Origin of the sequence: Streptomyces coeruleorubidus (assembly GCF_008705135.1) — a bacterium.
Lineage (GTDB): Bacteria > Actinomycetota > Actinomycetes > Streptomycetales > Streptomycetaceae > Streptomyces > Streptomyces coeruleofuscus.
Genome location: NZ_CP023694.1, coordinates 7,356,937 through 7,377,125 on the forward strand (window position 1 = coordinate 7,356,937; position 20,189 = coordinate 7,377,125).

The following is a 20,189-nucleotide window of genomic DNA, read 5'->3' on the forward strand; positions in this document are numbered from 1 at the left end:
GGCCCCCGGGAGTCAGGGAGAGACGAGGGGGATCACCTGAGGGCGCCGGTCACTTGAGGGCGACCATCACTTGAGGGCGCCGAGCGTCACGCCCGACCGCCAGTAGCGGCGCATCGCGACCATCATGATCGCCATCGGCACGATGGACAGCAGCGCGCCGGTCAGCACCAGGCCCGTCAGATCGATGCCGGACTCCAGGCGCGTGCCGGTCCAGTTGTACAGGCCCAGGTTGAGCGTCCAGTTCTCCTTGCCGCGCAGCACGGTCAGCGGCAGGAAGAAGGCGTTCCAGGTGTTGACGAAGGCCAGCAGGAACACCGTCGCGCCGCCCGTCGTCATCATCCGCAGCACGATGCTGAAGAAGATCCGCAGCTCACCGGCACCGTCGATCCGGGCCGCCTCCAGCAGCTCGTAGGGGACCGTGGCCTCGGTGTACACCTTGGCCAGGTACACGCTGAACGGGTTGATCAGGCAGGGGATCAGCATCGCCCACGGGGTGTCCACCATGCCGAGCGCCGAGAACAGCAGATACAGCGGCAGCGTGAGCAGGGCGATCGGGATCAGGAACGAGCCCACGACACACGCGAAGATCGCGTTACGGCCGGGGAAGTCGAAGCGCGCCAGTCCGTAACCGGTTGCGAGCGCGATCAGCGTGCCGCCGAGCGAGCCGACCCCGGCGTACAGGAACGAGTTGGCCGTCCACCGCAGGAAGATGCCGTCCTGGTAGGTGAACACCTGTTGCAGGTTGTCCCACAGGTGCCAGCCGGAGAACCACAGGCCGTTGCTCTGGTACAGCGCCGTGCGGTCCTTGGTCGCGGCGACGATCAGCCACCACACCGGGAACAGGCTGTAGACACTGGCCAGGATCAGCCCGACCAGCAGGAAGCGTTGACCGCCCCGCCCGCGGGAGGCCGCGTCCGGGCGGGTCAGGCGCCGGACGCTGCGGACGGGGGGCCGCTCCGTGGTGTGCTCGGTCAGCACCATCAGTCGGCCTCCTTCGAGGTGAGCCGGTAGAAGAGGAAGGAGGCGACGCCCAGGATCAGGGCGAGCAGCACGGACAGGGCGGCCGCGTAGTTGTAGTTGCCCGCGTTGAACGCCTGGTTGTAGATGATCATGATCGGGGTGAAGCTGTCGCTGACCGTCTGCGGAGTGATGTTCCGGAACAGCGCCGGCTCGTTGAAGATCTGGAGCATCTGGATGATCGACAGCAGACCCGTCAGAACCAGCGCCCCGCGCACGTACGGGATCTTGATGCTGCGCGCGATCCGCAGCTCGGAGGCGCCGTCCAGCCGGGCCGCCTCGAACAGCTCGCGGGGCACGCCCTGGAGCGCCGAGTAGATGATCACCATGTTGTAGCCGATGCCGTGCCAGGTCAGCAGGTTGCCTATGGACGGCCACACCATCGACGGCGCGAAGAAGTTCCAGTCGAAGCCGAGGGCCTTGCCGATCGGCGTGAGCGGGCCGACGTCCGGGCTGTAGAGGTTGACCCACACGATCGCCGCGACCACGCCCGGGATCATGTACGGCACCAGCAGCAGGATCCGGAACCGGCTCGCCACCCTGGAGGTGAGCGCGTCCAGGAACAGCGCCAGCAGCAGGCTGATCAGCAGCATGAACGGGATCTGCACACAGGCGAAGAGCACCACCCGCAGGATGGAGTTCATGAACGCCGAGTCGGTCAGGCCCTGCGTGTAGTTGTCGAGCCCGACGAACTCCGTCGTGGCGCCGCCGAGGCCGAGCCCGGACTGCTTCTCCGTGAACAGCGACTCGTAGACGGCGTAGCCGATCGGGAGCAGATACAGGAAGACGAAGCCGAGCTGGAAGGGCACCGTGAACGCGGCACCCTTCCAGCGCATGGAGCGAATCATCGAGAACGCCTCAGCCCTTGACGCTGATACCGCGGGACTTCAGGTCCTTGACCGTCCACTCCTGCATGTGCGCGAGCAGGTCGGTGACCTTCTGCTCCTTGTTGACGACCTTGGCCCAGCCCGCCTGGAGCTCGGTGAACATCGCGGTCCAGTTGGGGCCGAAGGTCCAGTCGGTGGTGACGGTGCCCAGGCTGTCCGTCACGACCTTCTGTGCCGGCTCGTAGTTCTCGCCGAGCAGCTTCTGTGAGATCGACTCACCGACGTAGGTCTTGCTGTCGGCCAGTGCGGGCATCACGCCGTTGCCCGTCTCCGGGCTCGCCATCGTCTTGACCGCGTCCTGGTTCGTGGACATCCACAGCGCGGCCTGCGCGGCCTGCTCCTGGTTCTTGCACTGCTCGGTCACCAGGGTCACGCTGCCGGTCAGGTTCGTACCCGCCGGCGTCTTGGGCGCCTCGCCCTTGTAGGTCGGCCACGGGGCCAGGGCCCAGTCGCCGAAGGACTTGGTGAAGTTCTGCACCATGCCGGCCATCTGCCAGGTGGAGATCTGCCGGGTGGCGGTGGCGCCGGTGTCGTAGCTGCGCTGCACGGCCGCGTAGTCGGCGAAGGACAGCTTGGCGTTCAGGTCGTTGTCGATGATCTCCTGGATCACCTTCGCGGCCCTGAGGGTGCCCTCGTCCTGGAAGTCCACCTTCCAGGCGTCGCCGTCGATCGCGTACCAGTGCGCACCGGCCTGCATCGCGAGCACCTCCAGGGTGCTCGGGTCCTCACCGGCGTAGTTGGTGATCTTGATGTTGTGCTTCTTCAGCTCCTTGCCCGCGGCGATGAAGTCGTCCCAGGTCGCCGGGGGCTTCAGGCCGTACTTCTTGAAGATGTCCGTGCGGTAGATCGTGAACTGGGGCGCCGAGCTGGTGGGCACGCCGTAGAGCTTGCCCTGCACCTGCGCGCTCGCCCAGGCGCCGGTGTTGAACTTGTCCTTCTCGCCGTCGACGTACTGCGTGATGTCGGCGAGCGCACCATGCGAGACCCAGCTCGTCACGTACTCCGCGGTGTTCTGCACCAGGCAGGGGGCGTTGCCGGCCTTCACCGCGTTGGTGAGCTGCTTCTGCATGGTCAGCTGGTCGGTGACCTTGGTGTACTTCAGCTGGATGTCCTTGTGCGAGGCGTTGAACGCCTTGACGACCGCCTCCTGGCCGTTGGCCCAGCCCCAGAAGGGGAGGGTGACCGGGCCGGACTTCGACGCGGCGTCGTCACCCGAGCCGGATCCGCCGCAGGCGGAGAGGAGACCTGTCAGCGCGATACCCGCGACTGCGGCGGAGGTGAACCTTCTCCGGGGGCTGGTGAAGTTCATCTGACCGTGATCCTTCGGAATAGGCGTTCTCAGAACGAGAGGACGGCAGCGGCTCGGTGGTGTTGGCCAGGAACGGCGGCCGGAAACCGTCGGCTCGCGGTTGCGGGGGGGGGGGGGGGGGGGGGGGGGGGGGGGGGGGGGGGGGGGGGTTCGGCCAAGCGTAAGCAGAAGCTGTAGTAAGCGGTTGCTGGGACGGTAGGCGCGTAGCTCGGCTCTTAGCAAGAGGTGCGCGGAAATTTGTTACGGCGGATTGTCTGCCGGGTAGCCCCCGGAAACGCGGCGTCCGCTCGCGCACGGGCTCATATACGTGCAGGTCAGTGGGGGTGCGAGACACGCCGGTCCAGGGCCTCGGCGGTCACGCCGTCGAAACCTCGAACGGCCCGCGTAGCCGCTGGTAACCGGTTACGTAACTACATCTGGTCGCTATCCGTGCTGACCCGGCGGCCGCACCGAGTTACGGACCACGACATGCGTACCCAGCACCAGATGGTCGCCGTCGGCGCCCTTGCGGCGACCCGCGCCGCCCTCACGCCGGTCGGCCACCGCGCGCAGCGCGACGCGGCCCATCTCCTCGTACGGCACGTGCACGGTGGTCAGTTGGGGAGTGAGCTGGGACGCGAGCGGGATGTCGTCGTAGCCGACGATCGAGACGTCCTCGGGCACCCGCAGACCCGCCGCGCGCAGGGCCTGCATGGCACCCGCCGCGACCACGTCCGTCCCCGCGAGCACGGCGGTGAAGTCCGGCGTGTCGTGCAGGGCCGCCTCGACGGCCTCGTAGCCGTGCTCGTAGTCGTACGGGCCGTGCCGGACCATGCCCGGGTCGAACGGCACGCCGTACGCCTCGAAGGCCCGCTGCGCTCCCTTCAACCTGCCCTGCGCGGTGGTCAGTTCGGCATGTCCCGGCAGGACCAGGACGCGCCGGTGACCGGCCGACAGCAGGTGGCTGGCCATCGCGTAGGCGCCGCCCTCGTTGTCGTAGTCGACGGTCGTCGCCGGGACGTCGCCCTCCAGCGGGGGCCTGCCCACCAGGACCAGGTGCGAGCCGGCCGCGTCCAGGGAGCGGGCGAAGCGGGCCATGCGCAGTTGGTACTCGTCGTAGTCGTAGGCCCCGCCGAGCAGGATCACCGCGGACACGCCCTGCTGGCGCATCAGATTCACCAGGGCCAGCTCCCGCTCCGGGTCGTCGCCGGTCGTGCCGACCAGGGAGAGCCAGCCGCGCAGGGTGGCGGCGCCCTCGACGCCCTTGGCGACATGCGCGAACGCGGCGCCGGTGATGTTGTTGATGAGGATCGCCACCGTCGGTGTGCCGCCGCCGGCCAGCGAACGGGCGTGGGCGTTGGTGACGTAGTCCAGGTCCCGGACCACCTTCATCACCCTGCGGCGCAGCTCCTCCGACACCGGGTAGTTGCCGGACAGCACCCGCGAGACGCTGGCCACGGAGACGCCGGCCCGCTCCGCGACGTCGCGAATGGTCGCCCGTCCGGCGTCGCTCGTCGCCTTGCGCTGACTCACCCTTGCGGCTCCTTCGCGGTAGTGGCCCGGCCTGTTGCCGTCCGGTCGGTGGCGGGCCCGGCCGCGCCTGCTGCCGGGGTCGTGCCCGCGCCGTGCGGAAACCGTATCCCATCGTTACTCCAGGGCCGGAGGGCCTGTGGACAGGGCCTGGACGCACCTGCGGCATGACCTGTGCCGGAATCGCCTTCCATGCCGTGACAAGCCGCGTCGCATCCCCCGGCCGTGGGTCACCGAGCCGTAACGCGTTCTGTGGCGGAGCGCCTGCGGCAGGCACACTGAGTGGCGGTACGGAGGCGCTGTCGGCACGGGGGAGGCGCGATGGACCCGACTGTGGCGGGCCTGCTCGCGGCGGTGGTGGGCGTGGGCGGCACGCTGGGTTCGGCGTGGTTGACCCAGCGCCGCGGAGACGCGTCCCGCCGCGAGGAGTGGGAACGACTCGAAGGAACACGCCGCGCCGAGACGGCCGCCCGGCGAGCGGAGTCGGGGCGTGAGGCCCGCAGAGCGGCGTACACGGAGTTCAACGCCGCCGCCCGCCACTATCTGGCGACCCTCAACGACCACTCCCATGTGCTGCGCACCGGGTACGACCCGCAGGAGTCGCTGGCCACGGTGGAGGCGGCCCGCGTGGACTACCGCCGCCGCTACGCCGAGGCCCAGATGATCGTGCCGGACATCGTGCTGACGGAGGTGAGACGGGTCGACAGCGACCTGAACTCCGTCTACGGCGTCCTGGCCCGCCTCACCCGCGGCACCACACGCGACGGCGACGACATCGAGGGCGTGCGGGATGCGATCAAGCAGGGCTGGCAGGACCTGTCCAGGATGCGCACCACGATGCGCGAGGACCTCGGAGTGACGAGGCCGTCCCCCGAGTGAGGGCACGTCAGTCGACTGCGCGCTCTTTCCTCGTCGCCCGGTCGCAGGGCCGCGTCGTCCCGTGGCAGGGGGTTGAGGAACATCCATGTCAGATCGTGCGCTAAGCCGACGTCGGCCCTGGTGGGCGGCTGACGGAGCGTCGGCGTCCGGACCCGCCTGAAGTCTTCCCGCAGATAACACCCTGTTATCTGCGGGAAAGGGACGCGTAACCTGCGGTGAAGTTCTCCGGCCGCTACGTAAAGCGGCCCTGTTATCTGTGGCAAAAGGGGAAGCGGTGCCCACCGTCGCACAGCTGCCGACCGGTAAGGCGCTGACCGTCCGGACGGCGGCCGACGTGTTCCTTGACTCGCTTGGCAACCCCAACACCGTGCGGAGCTACGCAACCGGGGTGGGCAAGACCGCCCAACGGCTCGGCGAGGGACGGCTGCTGGCGTCCGTGGCGGACGACGAGATCGGCGAGGCCCTCGAACTGTTTTGGGGCGCCGCCGCGGTGAACACCTGGAACGCCCGCCGGGCGTCGGTGCTGTCCTGGTGCCGTGAGCGTGGTCACGAGGCTCCGGCGGTCCCGGTGTGGGCGAGGCGGATGGCGGTTCCGGACTCCGAGACCCCGGCGCGCTCGCGTATGGCCATCGACCGGCTGATCGCGCGGCGTGAGGTGCACCTGCGGGAGAAGACGCCGTACCGGATGCTCTTCGAGACTGCGGGGAGGGCGGACGAGATCCTGGGCGTCAACATCGAGGACCTGGACTTCGCCGGGCGCCGCTGTCAGGTCAAGGCCAAGGGCACGAAGGCGAAGTCCCGCCGCCGGGGCCAGGCACGCGAGGATTTCGCGTTGGAGACCGTCTACTGGGACGCGGGCACCGCCCGGCTGCTGCCCCGCCTGCTGAAGGGCCGCAACCGGGGGCCGGTGTTCGTCACCCACCGCCGCGCCGGTCCAGGGAAGATCGTCAGCCCCCGGGACGTGTGTCCGGACACCGGGTTCGCCCGGCTCTCGTACGGGCAGGCCCGCGCCCTACTCGACGAGCACACCGCCGTACGCGGGCCGGGTACTGGCTGGGACCTGCACGAGTACCGCCACTCCTCCCTGACCCACCTCGGCGAGCAGGGCGCTTCCCTGCTGATGCTGATGGCGAAGTCCCGGCACAAGAAACCGGAGAACGTCCGCCGCTACTTCAAGCCCTCCCCGGAGGCCATCCCCGAGCTCACCAGCCTGCTTGCGCCGGGTGACAGCAGACGCTGAGTCACCCGGCAGCCGGAGTCAGGCCGTCAGGGCCGGCTTGAGTACGTCCTGGCACCACTGGCGGAAGCTGGTCGGCCCGGCGGTCTGCAGGGTGCGCTGCTCGGCGTCGTAGATGCCGGCGTTCTGGGCTGTGGCCATGTCGACCAGTCCCTGTGCGTATCCGTCGGTCATCCCGTACTGCAGCATCGTCGTCTTGTGTGCCTCGCTGCTGACCTGCTGGAAGCGGACCGGTCGTTCCAGGACCTCGGTCAGGACCTCGGCCATGCCGTTGGGGGACAGCGCGTCGGGGCCGATCACCGGGACGCTGCCCTGTCCGCTCCAGGAGTCGTCGAGCAGCAGGTCGGCAGCCGCCGCGGCGATGTCGCGGGTGGCGACGGTCGCGAGGGGGCGGTCCGCGGAGTTCGCCAGGAAGAACATCCCCTGGCTCTTGATCACCTCGACCTGGCCGAGCAGGTTCTCCATGAAGAACGGCATGGCCAGCGACCGGTAGTTCACGCCGGTGCTCTCGAACAGCTCGTCCATCGCGAACGCGGGTGACAGAAGCCCGGCGGGCTTGCCGTACGCACGGCCCAAGCTGGAGACGCCGATGACGCGCTTGACTCCTTGGCTCTTGATCGCGTCGCACGCCGGCCGGGTGAGGTCCAGGTAGTAGTCCTCGATGTTGTCGGCCTGGGGGTTCGGGGGCACCAACCACAGCACGCTGTCGGCGCCCGCGAACGCCTCGGCGACAACGTCGCTGTGGCCGTGCGACCCCTGGACGATCTCGACGCGCTCGCGGACCTGAGGGGGGAGGCGGGCGGGGTCGCGGGCGATCACGCGGATCGGCTGACTGCTGTCGAGGAGCCTGGCAAGGGTCTGGTGGCCGATCTGGCCAGTGGGGGCGGTGATGACGATCATGGAAACCTCCGGGAGGGATTGCTTCGAGGATGTGACAGTGCGCCTTCGGATCGTTGCCCGCCGACACCGTTTCCACTGATAACGAAAACACGTTATCACCGAGTCGGCAAACCGCTAACAAGCTTCCGTTAACATTGGAAACATGGAGACCGATCGCTCTGCCTCTGCGGACAGCCACCGTGCCCGGATCATCACCGCCGCAGCCCGGCTCCTCGCCGAAAGCGGCCGCGAAGCGGTATCGACCCGGGCAGTGAGCGCTGCGGTCGGCGTCCAGGCCCCGACCATCTACCGTCTCTTCGGCGACAAGCAGGGCCTGCTCGACGCGGTGGCCGCCGACGGGTTCGCCGCGTACCTGGACGAAAAGGCCGACCTCACGCCCAGCGGCGACCCGGTCGAGGACCTGCGCGCCGCATGGGATCTGCACATCGGCTTCGGCCTCGCCAACCCAGCCCTGTACGCCCTCATGTACGGCGAGCCCCGTCCCGACGCGAGTCCGCCGGCAGCGCTCGCCGCAGCCGAAGTCCTCGCCGCCCGCATCCACCGGATCGCCGCGGTGGGCAGGCTTCGGGTCGATGAGGAACGCGCCGCGCAACTCGTCCACGCCGTCGGCGTTGGCACGGTCCTCAGGCTGATCGCCACTCCGGAAGACCGACGAGATCTCACCGTGTCCGACCTGGCACGGGAAGCGGTCATCGCCGCGATCATCACAGACGCCCCCGCCCCGGCCGCGCCCGGGCCGGCCGGCGCTGCGGTCGCCCTCCGTGCAGTCCTCCCGCAGACTTCCGCACTGAGTGCCAACGAGCGCAGCCTGCTTACGGAATGGCTCGACCGCATCGCCAGATGCTGATACCCCTCCTCACTCGTCGTCGGTAGCGTCCGGATCGCGCAGCGGCCGCAGGCCGCCAGGCAGTTCGGGAAGCTGGAACGAGTACCGGCCGAGCATGTTGATGTGGTGCCGGACGAACGGGGAGAGACGGGCCACATCCTCGTCGCGGACATCGAACCCGTGCTCGCGCAGTTGCTGCACGGCGGCGTCCATGTACCGGGTGTTGAACAGCACCAGCGCGTTCAGCATCAGGCCCAGTGCGCCGATCTGGTCTTCCATGCCGTCCTGGTAGCGCTGGTAGAGCTGTCCGGCCTTGCCGTGGAAGATCTTCCGGGCGAGCGCGTGGCGGCCTTCCTGGAGGTTGGCCTGCACTTTGATCTTCCGCCGGTAACCGGGTTCGTCGGCCAGGCGCAGGATGTGCAGGGTCTTGGCGATCCGCCCGTAGTGGGCGATCGCGTCGCCCAGCGGGGTGGGTCGGCCGTCCCGGGACAGCATCCGGATCACGTCGTAGGCGCGCACGGCCCCGGTGTGGATTGAGCCGATGATCCGCAGGATGTCCTCCCAGTGCCGCTCGATCCGGACCAGGTCGACCCAGCCGCGGGCCGCGTCCTGGAACGCGCCGTAGTCCGCCGCCCGGTCGATGCGCCACATCTTCTGGTCCGGCAGGTCCGCCAACTGCGGCGCATAGGTGAACCCCGCCAACGTCAGGAGGCCGAACACAATGTCGGAGTACGAGGCGGTGCCTCCAGCAGGTCCAGGGCGTCATCGACCGTCCGGGTCGTCAGGTGCACCGTTGTGGCCAGCAGCGTCGCCAGACGCCGCGCGTCGCTGTGGCGCTTGAGCAGCGTGGCTTTGCCGTCCACGCCGTACCGCGACAGCTCCGCGAGGCGCCGTGGCGGTATGCCCGACACGTCCAGCTCACCCATGCCCAGGTCGGCGATTTCCTCCGCCCGGTCCAGGGACCACTTCATCTGCGGGCCCGACACCCGCACCGGCCCGCGTCGCAGCCGGTCCAGCTCCGAGACCCGCGAGCCGGCGGGCACCGTCAGCAGTGAGTCCAGCACTGCCCGCTGGCCGGAGTTCAGCAGCCCGTAGAGCGTGTCCCACAGCCGCTGGTTCGCCGTCTCCCGAACATTGCCCACCAACCGCGCCAGACGGCTTTCACCAGGAAGGAGCACCCGCCGCTCACGCAGTTACCCGGCCGCCGCGTCGAACAACGCCTTCGGCCCGTCCCCGGTCGTCCAGGCCCGCGCGTCCAGCCACTGGCTCAGCTCGGCCGAGACCTCGGCGAAGTCCCGCCAGCCCCCGGCTTCCTGGATCTCCCCGGCGTGGCTCCGGGCCGTCCCGTCCCGCTCCCCGTACTCCTTCAGGCACGACGGATCCGCGATCTCCAACTGCTCGGCCAGATACTCAGCCACCTCCGCCGGCACCTGCCGCGGGTCCGGCATGAACCGGCCCAAGTACCGCACGCTCGTGAGCTGGACCGCGTACCCGAGCCGATTGTGCGCACGCCGCTTGGCCTGCACCGCCTCCAGGTCCGCGTCGTCCAGAAAGAAGTACCGCTCCAACTCCGTACGGGACGGCGCCCCGACAAACGCGCCGTACCCAGCCTGCTCACCCGACAGAAACTCGACTGCCACAACAACTCTCCGAAGATCGACACCAGCGACCCACGAAGGCTCCGACACGCAATCACCCCAGGTCAAAGCGTCAATCAACGCCAAGAGGCTTAGCGCACGATCTGACATGGATGTTCCTCAAGCCCCCGGCAGGGCCGTGTCGTCCGGTTGCAGGGCCGGGCCGTCCGGTTGCAGGGCCGCGTCGCCCGATCCCAGGGCCGCATCGCCCGGCCGCAGGGCCGCCGGTCATGGCGTGTCCGCCGGGGAACGGTGGTGCCGGTCTTGCTCGATCCGCCCTGACTCCGGACCGTCCGACCGCCACGGCGTCACGCCACCCGCGCCAGATCGGCCCGCAGCACCTCGTGGGCCGGCGACGCGCCCGACACCAGGCGCTCCAGTTCCTCCACCACGATGCGGCCGAGCCGCTCCAGTTCGTTGCCCAGGGAGCCGGCGATGTGCGGGGTGAGGAACACGTTGGGCAGGTGGTACAGCGGGGAACCGGCCGGCAGCGGCTCCGGGTCCGTGACGTCGAGGACCGCGCTGAGCCGGCCGGAGACCAGCTCGTCGGCGAGTGCTTCGTGGTCGACCAGCGCGCCGCGGGCGGTGTTGATGAGCACCCCGCCGTCCCGCACCAGGGCGAGCCGGTCGCGGTCGAGCATGTGGCGGGTCTCGGGGATGTCCGGGGCGTGCAGACTCACGATGTCGCTCTGTCCGAGCAGGTCCTCCAGCGACAGCGACTCGGCGCCGAGGGCGGCGGCCTCGGCGGGGCTCACGTACGGGTCGTGCAGCAGGACCGTGAGGTCGAACGGCCGCAGCAGTTCCAGCAGTCGGCGGCCCACCCGGGACGCGCCGATGACACCGACCCGGCGGCCGAGGTTGCCGGTGGCCGCGGTCTGAGCGGGGCCCGGGTAGGCGTGCGTGCGCCGGAAGCGCTCGCGGTGGTCGAAGGCGTCCTTGCCCACGAGCAGGATCATCGCGAGCGTGTACTCCGCGACGGGCACGGCGTTGCCCGTCACCGCGCTGGACACCTTCACGCCGCGCTCCCACAGGGCGTCACCGACCAGGGAGCGCACGGACCCGGCCGCGTGCAGGACGGCGTCCAGCTTCGGGGCCGCCGCGAGGGCACCGGCGTCCAGATGCGGGCAGCCCCAGCCGGTGATCAGCACCTCGGCGGAGGCCAGTGCGCCGGCCGCGGCCGGATCCGTGAAGTCCCGCACGACCAACCCGGGATCGATGTCGGCCGTGCGCCTCAGCCGCTCCATCAGCGGCGGAGGAAAGAGCAGCGGGAGGTGAACCGGGTCCATCGCGAACACGGCCCGCGGCAGCTGAGGGCTGGGCATGACACTCCTGGAGCAGAGGATGGAAACAGTTTCAGAAAACGCCTTCTACCGTAGATCTGCCGGGAAGCGGTGGTCAATCGGCAGGGCCGGGGCGACAGCTGTCAGTAAGTGAGGGGGCCGGGGCCTCCGCCCCTCTGGACCCGGGATGAGCCGTGCCGGTAATCGGTTACTGACGTTTCAGTGCGCGGAGGTGGAGGCCGACTGCGCCACCATCGGTACCTGAGCCCCCGGTCGGCCACTTCGGCAACCGGTTCCCAAGCTTGTTGCCGAAACGAGGTTCCACTCGCCCCTGGTCAGGGGCGTCCCACCACCCGCCGGCGGCTTGATCGCGACGGCCGAAAACAGGACTCACCGGCGCTCTGGCTGATGACACCGAGGTTACGCAGTCTTTTCGAAAATTCGTCGAGGCTCTTGACGCGCCATCCCGACGGCAAGAAGCTCTGCCCCACGCACAACAACCGGTTGCCACGGCAGGCCGGAAAAGCAAGGAGGTGGTGCGTTCATGCACCCACATGCTGGTGCTTCCCTGAGCCGCCGCCGATTCCTCGCCCTCTCCGCGGCGGGCGCCGCGACCGGCACGGCGGCGCTGAACGGCTGCGCGATGCGGGTCTCCGGCGGCGTCAGCGGCGGCGGCGAGACGGTCACGCTGATGGTCAAGCCCGACGACATCTCCCCGGAGCTGATCAGACAGGCCCAGAAGGACATCGGCGTCAAGATCGTCACGGTGCGCTACGACATCACCAAGCTCATCGGCATGATGACCAACGGCACCCCGCCCGATCTGGTCCGCGGTGTCGGCGCCACCGACGCGCCCTACTTCGCGGCGCGGGACGTGATGGAGGACCTGGACCCCTACTTCGCCGGGAGCAGTGTCCTCAGGGTCGACGACCTGGACCCGGTCAACGACCTGTGGCGCTTCGACGGCCGTATCCAGGGCAAGGGCCCCCGCTACGGCATGGCGAAGGACTTCTCCCAGGACTCCATGTTCTGGTACAACACCGCCCTCTTCGACAAGGCGGGCGTCGACTACCCGCCCGAGACCGAGCCGGTCACCTATGAGGAGTGGCTGGAGAACGCCGAGCGGCTCACCCGGCGCAAGAGCGGCCAGACGACCGTCTTCGGCGGCAGCTACAACGGCGTGTCCACCCCCAACCTCCTGGCGAGCCTGACGGCCGCGGCGGGCGGGAGCCTGTTCAGCGACGACTTCTCCCGGGTGGACTTCACCACCCCCGAGGCCCGCAAGGCGCTGAACTGGTACATCGAGTACGGCCGGGCCAGGGTCGGCCCCAGCATCATCCAGCCGGACCCCAACGCCTGGGACGGTCCCACGTTCCAGGCGAACCGCATGGCCATGTCCAACTCCGGCTACTGGCTCGGCGGCCTGATCAACGCCGACAAGAAGCTGGCGCCACTCGCCCGCCTCGCCCCGGCTCCCATGTTCGAGGGCGGCCAGCGGGTCAGCCCCTGCCAGGCCGGCACCGGACTGTGGATGCCGAAGAAGGCGAAGAACAAGGACGCCGCCTGGCGGGTCTTCGAGTGGTTCTTCGGCGAGGGACCGGCCAAGGCCCGCGCCTCCAGCGGCTGGGGCATCCCCACGCTGAGGTCCCTGCGCCCGCTGATGCCGGCCCAGGAGGACTACCAGAAGCGCGTGCTGAAGGTGCAGAACGCCGAGCTGAAGCACTTCTCGGTGATCGCCTACACCCCCTACGCCACGGCGGACTCGCTCTACGCCCTCTTCAACCAGGAGGCCCCGGCCGCGATGAACGGCCGGATGTCCGTCGACACCCTGGCGGGCCGCCTGAATGCGGCCATGAACGAGCAGCTCAAGCGCGGTAAGGAGCAGGTGGGATGACGGTCGACCAGCTACCCGTCACGGGGCGGACCGGCCCGGCCGCGAGTGCCGGCCGCGCCACTCCGGCCGCCCAGCGGCCCCGGATCTCCATGACCGCGCGCAGGCATCGCGCTTTCTACCTGTTCACCGCGCCCTGGATCATCGGCTTCCTGCTGCTGACGATCGTGCCGATGGCGTACGCGCTGTGGCTGAGCTTCACCACGTACGACGGCATCTCGCCGCACTGGCGCTACGTCGGCCTCGGCAACTACACCGAGCTGTTCTCCGACCCGACGACCTGGAACTCCCTGGGCCGCACCGGCCTGTTCGCGATCACGTCGGTGCCGCTGTCGATCATCGCCGGGCTCGGGCTCGCCGTCCTGGTCAACCGGCCGGTCAAGGCGCGCGGGCTGTTCCGCACCCTGCTCTACCTGCCGGCCGTCGTGCCCCCGGTGGGTGTCGGCCTCACCTTCAAGGCGCTCTTCGACCAGAACTCCGGTGCCGCCAACGGCGTCATCACCCTGTTCGGCCTCGACGCGCTCGGCTGGCTCGCCGACCCCTACGCCCGCTACGTGCTGCTGATGAGCGTGCTGTGGGCGGCCGGAAACATCATGATCATCTCGCTGGCGGGGCTCCAGGACGTGCCCCGGGAACTCCACGAGGCCGCCCGGATCGACGGGGCGAGTGCCTGGCGGACCTTCCGCAGCATCACCGTGCCGCTGCTGTCGCCGGTGCTGCTCTTCCAGACCGTGACCGGCGTGATCGCCTCCGTGCAGACCATCATGCCGCTGCTGCTGTCACCGGACGGCACGACGGCCGGCGTCACCGCCCTGCCGCAGTCCAACTACCTGTACATGATGCACGTCTTCTCGCAGTACTTCGCGCTCGGCCGCTACGGCTACGCCTCCGCACTGCTGTGGGTGCTCTTCGTTCTGATCCTCATCGTGACCGGACTCATCTTCAAGTTCACGTCCGGCGTGGTGTTCTACAACGTCGACCCGGAGGCGAAGAAGTGACCGCCACCAGCCTGCCCCCGAACTCCGCGCCCCGGGTGCGGGTGCGCGCCAACCGCCTCGTCCTCTACACGGTCCTCGTCGCCCTCACCGGGCTGTTCATCGGCCCCTTCGGCTGGCTGGTCCTCTCCGGTCTGAAGACCCCGGCGGAACTGGCCGCCTCGCCCGTGCACTGGCTGCCCACCGACTTCCAGTGGCAGAACTTCGCCGACGCCTTCAACCTGATCGACTTCCTCGGCTACGCCCGCAACTCCCTGATCATCGCCCTGATCTACGCCGTGCTCGTCACGCTCAGCTCGGCCTGGGTCGGTTTCGGGTTCGCCCGTCTGGAAGCCCCCGGCAAGAAGACGCTGTTCGGCATTCTCATCGGCTCGATGATGCTGCCCCAGATGATCACCCTGCTGCCGACGTACCTGATCTTCGCCAAGCTCGGCATGGTCGACACGTACTGGCCGTGGGTGTTCTGGGGACTGGCCGCCGCTCCCTATCTGGTCTTCCTCTTCCGGCAGTTCTTCGCCGGGCTGCCCCGTGAGCTGGAGGAGGCCGCGATCGTCGACGGCTGCGGCTACGGCATGATCTTCTGGCGGATCTTCCTGCCGCAGTCCTGGCCGGTGCTGTCCGCGAGCTTCGTGATCGCCTTCACCTGGTCCTGGGGCGACTACATCGCTCCGCAGCTGCTGCTGTCGACCGACAAGTCGACGCTGGCCGTCGCCGTCATGACCACCTACGTGACGTCGGCCGGAACACCCGTCGCCAACCTCCAGGCCGCGGCCTCCGTGATGTACGTCGTGCCGATCCTGCTGATCTTCCTGATCGCCCAGCGCGGCTTCGTCGCCGGCATGTCCACGACCGGACTGAAGTGATCCCTCTTACCGAACCTTTTGCAAGGAGTTACGCATGAACGCGCCCCTGTCACGCCGAACCACCCTCCAGGCCGCCGGTGTCATCGCTGCCGCCGGCTTGGCCAGTAGCATCGCGGGCACCGCACAGGCCGCCGCGGCGGATGAGACCGGCACCACCGGCGACAGTGTGGTCATCCACCCGACGCTTCCGAAGGTGCCTGTCAACAACTCCTTCACCGTCAAGGTCCGGCCGCTCGGCGGCACCTGGCAGAAGCTCGGCGTCTACCTCGCCAAGCTCGCACTGATCGACGCGAACACCGGCAGCAACAGAGCCCAGAGCTCCTCCTGGGCCGCCTTCGACTTCTCCGGCACCGTCGAGGTCGAGGTCACGTACAACCCGGGCGGCGGCGAGAAGGTCCGCATCCGCCCGGACTCGTACGGCATCAAGCCCGAGGTGCTCGGCAGCACCGCGCGCTTCACCCTGGACCGGCCCCGCAACCTCGTCGTCCAGATCGACGACAAGATCTTCGACTGCCTGCACCTGTTCGCGAACCCGATCGAGCAGGACGTGCCCACCGAGGGCGACAAGAAGGTCATGTACTTCGGGCCCGGTCTGCACACCCACCCCGACCGGACCCTGAAGGTGCCCAGCGGCACCACCGTCTACCTGGCCCCGGGCGCCGTCCTCACCTCCAGTGTGATCTTCGAGGGCGTGGAGAACTCCCGGCTGATCGGCCGCGGCGTGGTCTACGACACGACCGGCGGCGCGGTCTTCGTCCGCAAGTGCGAGAACGTCACGATCGACGGCGTCACGATCCTCAACCCCCGGTACGAGAACATCAGAGTCGCCGAGTCCAGAAACCTCACCATCAGGAATCTGCGTGCCTTCAGTCACCAGGGCTGGGGCGACGGCATCCAGCTCTACTGCTCCGAGAACGTCACGATCGACGGCTGCTTCCTGCGCACCTCCGACGACTGCGTCGCCCTCTACACCCACCGCTGGGACTTCTACGGCGACACCCGCAACATCACCGTCAAGAACTGCTCCCTCTGGGCCGACGTCGCCCACCCGATCAACATCGGCGTGCACGGCAATTCCGACACCCCGGAGGTGCTGGAGAACCTGCGCTACGAGAACATCGACATCCTCGACCACCGCGAGCCGCAGGTGACCTACCAGGGCGCCATCGCCTTCATGGTCGGTGACAGCAACATCGTCCGGGACGTCAGGTTCGACGACATCCGCGTGGAGGACTTCCGCTGGGGCCAGCTCATCCACATGCGGGTCGAGTACAACCCGAAGTACAACACGTCGGCAGGCCGCGGCATCGAGTCCGTCTACATCAAGGACCTCAGTTACAACGGCGAGAACGCCGACCTCTCGATCATCGCCGGCCTCGACGCGGAGCACGCGATCAAGGACGTCACCTTCGAGAACCTCCGCGTCAACGGCAGGGTGATCGCCGACAGCACGGGCAAGCCGAAGTGGTACCTGGCCTCGGACGGCGTGCCTATGTTCGTCAACGAGCACGTGACGAACCTCAAGTTCCTCACCACCGCCGAGGCCGCGGCGGCCGCCGCGTCATGACCACCGTCCCCGTGAGAAGCACTCCTGCGAGCGTCCCCATGAGCACCCCCGCACCGAGCCGCCGGGGCTTCCTCGGCGGCGCGGCCGCCCTGCTGCTGGTGTCGGGCGCGAGCGGCCTGCTCGCGTCCGGCACCGCCCGGGCCGCCGCCCAGGACGGCACCACCGGGCTCCGCGCCTTCACGCACCCCGGGCTGCTGCACAGCGCCGACGACCTGGCCCGCATGAAGGCCGCGGTCGCCGCGAAGGAATCCCCGATCCACGACGGCTATCTCGCGCTCGCGGCCCACGCGCGCTCGAAGGCCACCTACGCCATCCAGAACACCGGCCAGATCACCTCCTGGGGCCGCGGCCCCACCAACTTCCAGAACCAGGCCGTCGCCGACTCGGCCGCCGCCTACCAGACCGCGCTGATGTGGTGCGTCACGGGCGAGCGGGCGTACGCCGACAAGTCCCGCGACATCCTCAACGCCTGGTCGGCGTCCCTGACGGCCGTCACCGGCGCCGACGGGCCGCTCGGCGCGGGCCTCCAGGTCTTCAAGTTCGTCAACGCCGCCGAACTGCTGCGGCACAGCGGCTACGACGGCTGGGCGAAGGAGGACATCGCGCGCTGCGAGGAGTCCTTCCTGCGCGTCTGGTATCCGGCGATCTCCGGCTACATGCTCTACGCCAACGGCAACTGGGACCTGACGTCCGTCCAGTCGATCCTGGCCATCGGCGTGTTCTGCGAGGAGCCCACCCTCTTCGAGGACGCGCTGCGCTTCGCCGCCGCCGGCGCGGGCAACGGCAGCGTCCCGCACCGCATCGTCACGGACGCGGGACAGGGCCAGGAGTCCGGCCGCGACCAGGGCCACGAGCAGCTCGCCGTCGGACTGCTCGCGGACGCCGCGCAGGTCGCCTGGAACCAGGGCGTCGACCTGTACGCCTTCGACGGCAACCGGCTGCTGAAGAACGTCGAGTACGCCGCCCGCTACAACCTCGGCGGCGACGTGCCGTTCGTCCCGGACCTGGACCGCACCGGCAAGTACGTCAAGAAGTCCGTCTCCGCCGTCGGGCGCGGAAACCTGCCGCCGATCTACGAGATGGCCTACGCGCACTACGCCGGAGTCCGGGGCCTCGACACCCCCTACACCAAGGCGGCCGTCTTCCGCGGCACGGGCGGGGCCCGCGTCGTCGAGGGCAGCAACGACGACCTGCCGAGCTGGGGCACTCTCACCTTCGCGGGGACGAAGGGCCCGTCCCCGGCCGGGCCCACGGCTCCGGCCGGTGTCACGGCGGTGGGCGGCGACAAGTCCGTCACCGTGACCTGGGTGCCGTCGGCGTGGGCCGAGTCGTACACGGTCCTGCGCGCCACCAGTGCCGACGGACCGTACGAGACGATCGCGACCGGCCTCGACAAGCCGGCCCACACCGACCGTGACGCCCGCGCGGGCAGGCCCTCCTACTACCGGATCACCGCGACCAACTCCCAGGGGGTCAGCGCCCGTTCGGCCTGGGCGGCGGCGGTCCCCGGGCTGCCCGATCCCTGGGAGACGCGGGACGTCGGGGACGTGAGGATCCCGGGCTCGGCCGTCTTCGACGGCGAGCGGTTCGTGCTGGAGGTGTCCGGCACCGCCGACACCCACCGCCTGGCGTACCTGCCGCTGCGCGGCGACGGCACGATCACCGCGCGGATCGTGTATCCGCTCAGCTCCCAGTACTCCAGGATCGGCGTCACCGTCCGGGCCGGCCTGGACGCGGACGCGGCGCACGCCGCCATGCTGATCCAGGGCCTGCCGCTGCACACCTGGAGTGGCGTGTGGTCCGTACGGCCCAAGGCGGGGGCCGGGGTCAAGGGCACCGGAAGCACACCCGTGCCGCCGACCCAGCAGCAGGCGATCACCACGAGCGCGGGCTTCCCGATCTCCTCCTTCGGCACGCTGCCCGAGTCGGCGACCCCGCTTCAGGCTCCGTACGTCGAGGGCGCGGGTGACGGCTACCGGATGCGCATGCCGTACTGGGTCCGCGTGACCCGCCGGGGCGGCCGCTGCACCGGCGCCATCTCCCCGGACGGCATCCGCTGGACCGAAGTCGGGTCCAGTTACGTCGAGTTGGGCGTCACCGCGTACGTCGGTCTCACCCTCACGTCCTGCCTCGGCGTCGACGAGTCGTACGCCGAGACCGGCACCGGCGCCTTCGACAACGTCAGCGTCGTCTCCCGGACCGCCGGCGAGGTCTGGTCCGTGCCCCGCCCGGCCACCGCCGCCGGCGACCTGCGGGCCACCGCGGGCGCCGACGCGGTCGAGCTGGCCTGGACCGACCCGGACCTCTCGGCCCGCTACAAGGTGCTGCGCGCCGCCGCGGCCGACGGCCCCTACGAGACGATCGCCACCGGCATCGGCGCGGTCGGCTTCGGCACCCGTGTCCGGTACGCCGACGCCACCGGCACACCCGGCACGACGTACCACTACGCCGTCGCCAAGACCAACTGTGCCGGACGTGGCCCCCTGTCGGAGTCCGCCACGTCGACGATGCCGACACCCGCCGAGCCGCAACTTGCCTCCGCCACCAAGGCGTTCGCCAACAAGGGCGTGCCCTTCAAGCACCTCCTGCGCGCCTCGCACGAACCGATCCGGTTCACCGCGGACGGGCTGCCCGACGGCCTGCGCGTCGACCGGCGCACCGGCCTGATCTCCGGAACACCCACGCAGACGGGCGAGTTCGAGGTCACCACCAGCGCGGGCAACGCCGCCGGCGACGCCACCGGCACCCTCACCCTCACGGTCGGCACCCCGCCGCCCGCGCCCTGGACCTACGGCGACCTGGGCGACGTCATCCTCGACGACCGCGCCTACGGCACCCTCGGCGTGGTCGCCGTCCGCACCCCCGGCAGCACCGCCCACCAGGACGGGACCTTCGTGGTGCGGGGCGCCGGGACCGACCTCACGGTCAACAACCAGGGCATGACGGGCCAGTTCGTACGACGGCCCGTCACCGGTGACTGCGAGGTCACCGCCCGCCTGCTCTCCCGCGCCGGAGCCACCGGCGACCGGGTCGGCCTGCTCATGGCCAAGTCCCTGTCGCCGTTCGACCAGGCGGCCGGGACGATCGTCACCGGCGGCACGAGCGCCCAGCTGATGCTGCGCACGACCGTCGCCGCGCGGTCCACCTTCACGGGCAACGCGGCGGTCACCGCCCCCTGCCTGCTGCGGCTGAAGCGCACCGGGACGCGCTTCACCGCGTCGGTCTCGTCCGACGACGGCGCCACCTGGACCCCCCTCGCCGAGGGAGACATCCCCGGCTTCGGTGACGCCCCCTACTACGTGGGCCTCGTGGTCTGCTCCCGCAGCCCCCTGACCCACAGCACCACCGAGTTCGACGAGGTGAGCATCACCCCCATGTAGTCCTCCACGGAT

Annotated in this window: 14 protein-coding genes and 1 pseudogene; 8 read left to right on the plus strand and 7 right to left on the minus strand. The window is 69.3% G+C overall.

What is annotated here, in order from left to right; genetic code table 11:
• Positions 1–66: 66 nt before the first annotated feature.
• From CP976_RS33955 to CP976_RS33970, 4 genes are all read right to left on the minus strand, one after another.
• Positions 67–981, minus strand: a complete 915-nt coding sequence (locus CP976_RS33955) for a carbohydrate ABC transporter permease (RefSeq protein WP_059416739.1) — start codon at positions 979–981, stop codon at positions 67–69.
• A complete protein-coding gene (locus tag CP976_RS33960; protein ID WP_150483743.1) occupies positions 981–1,865 on the minus strand; it encodes a carbohydrate ABC transporter permease in 885 nt (294 codons plus the stop codon). The genes CP976_RS33955 and CP976_RS33960 overlap by 1 nt, the downstream gene beginning before the upstream one ends.
• Positions 1,866–1,875: 10 nt before the next feature.
• Entirely contained in the window at positions 1,876–3,213 is a 1,338-nt protein-coding gene (locus tag CP976_RS33965; protein ID WP_150483744.1) for an ABC transporter substrate-binding protein, read from the minus strand.
• A 423-nt stretch (positions 3,214–3,636) separates the two neighbouring features.
• Entirely contained in the window at positions 3,637–4,725 is a 1,089-nt protein-coding gene (locus tag CP976_RS33970; RefSeq protein ID WP_150483745.1) for a LacI family DNA-binding transcriptional regulator, read from the minus strand.
• A 318-nt stretch (positions 4,726–5,043) separates the two neighbouring features.
• Here CP976_RS33970 and CP976_RS33975 point away from each other — a divergent pair, with 318 nt between their 5' ends.
• Together CP976_RS33975 and CP976_RS33980 are read left to right on the plus strand one after the other, a co-directional pair.
• Positions 5,044–5,601: a hypothetical protein gene (locus CP976_RS33975; RefSeq protein ID WP_150483746.1), complete on the plus strand. Its 558-nt coding sequence runs from the start codon at positions 5,044–5,046 to the stop codon at positions 5,599–5,601.
• A gap of 274 nt (positions 5,602–5,875) precedes the next feature.
• Positions 5,876–6,841, plus strand: coding sequence for a site-specific integrase (locus CP976_RS33980; protein ID WP_150483747.1), 966 nt, complete (start codon positions 5,876–5,878; stop codon positions 6,839–6,841).
• Positions 6,842–6,859: 18 nt separating this feature from the next.
• On the opposite strand, the gene CP976_RS33985 is transcribed toward CP976_RS33980, so the two are convergent.
• Positions 6,860–7,738 (minus strand): NAD(P)H-binding protein, encoded by an 879-nt coding sequence (locus tag CP976_RS33985; RefSeq protein ID WP_150483748.1) that lies wholly within the window; start codon positions 7,736–7,738, stop codon positions 6,860–6,862.
• Between the two features lie 142 nt (positions 7,739–7,880).
• Between CP976_RS33985 and CP976_RS33990 the strand changes: the two genes are divergently transcribed.
• Entirely contained in the window at positions 7,881–8,585 is a 705-nt protein-coding gene (locus CP976_RS33990) for a TetR/AcrR family transcriptional regulator (protein ID WP_150483749.1), read from the plus strand.
• 9 nt (positions 8,586–8,594) lie between these two features.
• Here CP976_RS33990 and CP976_RS33995 read toward each other — a convergent pair.
• Together CP976_RS33995 and CP976_RS34000 are read right to left on the minus strand one after the other, a co-directional pair.
• A pseudogene (locus CP976_RS33995) lies at positions 8,595–10,204 on the minus strand (Tn3 family transposase).
• Positions 10,205–10,509: 305 nt separating this feature from the next.
• Positions 10,510–11,523 (minus strand): hydroxyacid dehydrogenase, encoded by a 1,014-nt coding sequence (locus CP976_RS34000; RefSeq protein ID WP_190146829.1) that lies wholly within the window; start codon positions 11,521–11,523, stop codon positions 10,510–10,512.
• 502 nt (positions 11,524–12,025) lie between these two features.
• Between CP976_RS34000 and CP976_RS34005 the strand changes: the two genes are divergently transcribed.
• Genes CP976_RS34005 through CP976_RS34025 form a run of 5 tightly spaced genes read left to right on the plus strand, consistent with a single transcriptional unit; the run spans position 12,026 to position 20,177 of the window.
• Positions 12,026–13,375: an extracellular solute-binding protein gene (locus CP976_RS34005; protein WP_150483750.1), complete on the plus strand. Its 1,350-nt coding sequence runs from the start codon at positions 12,026–12,028 to the stop codon at positions 13,373–13,375.
• Positions 13,372–14,370, plus strand: a complete 999-nt coding sequence (locus CP976_RS34010) for a carbohydrate ABC transporter permease (protein WP_150483751.1) — start codon at positions 13,372–13,374, stop codon at positions 14,368–14,370. Before CP976_RS34005 ends, CP976_RS34010 begins: the two co-directional genes overlap by 4 nt.
• Positions 14,367–15,230 (plus strand): carbohydrate ABC transporter permease, encoded by an 864-nt coding sequence (locus tag CP976_RS34015; RefSeq protein ID WP_150483752.1) that lies wholly within the window; start codon positions 14,367–14,369, stop codon positions 15,228–15,230. The genes CP976_RS34010 and CP976_RS34015 overlap by 4 nt, the downstream gene beginning before the upstream one ends.
• A 34-nt stretch (positions 15,231–15,264) precedes the next feature.
• On the plus strand, positions 15,265–16,797 hold the full coding sequence (locus CP976_RS34020) for a glycosyl hydrolase family 28 protein (RefSeq protein WP_150483753.1): 1,533 nt from the start codon (positions 15,265–15,267) through the stop codon (positions 16,795–16,797).
• Between the two features lie 38 nt (positions 16,798–16,835).
• Positions 16,836–20,177 (plus strand): alginate lyase family protein, encoded by a 3,342-nt coding sequence (locus tag CP976_RS34025; protein ID WP_150483754.1) that lies wholly within the window; start codon positions 16,836–16,838, stop codon positions 20,175–20,177.
• Positions 20,178–20,189 lie beyond the last annotated feature (12 nt).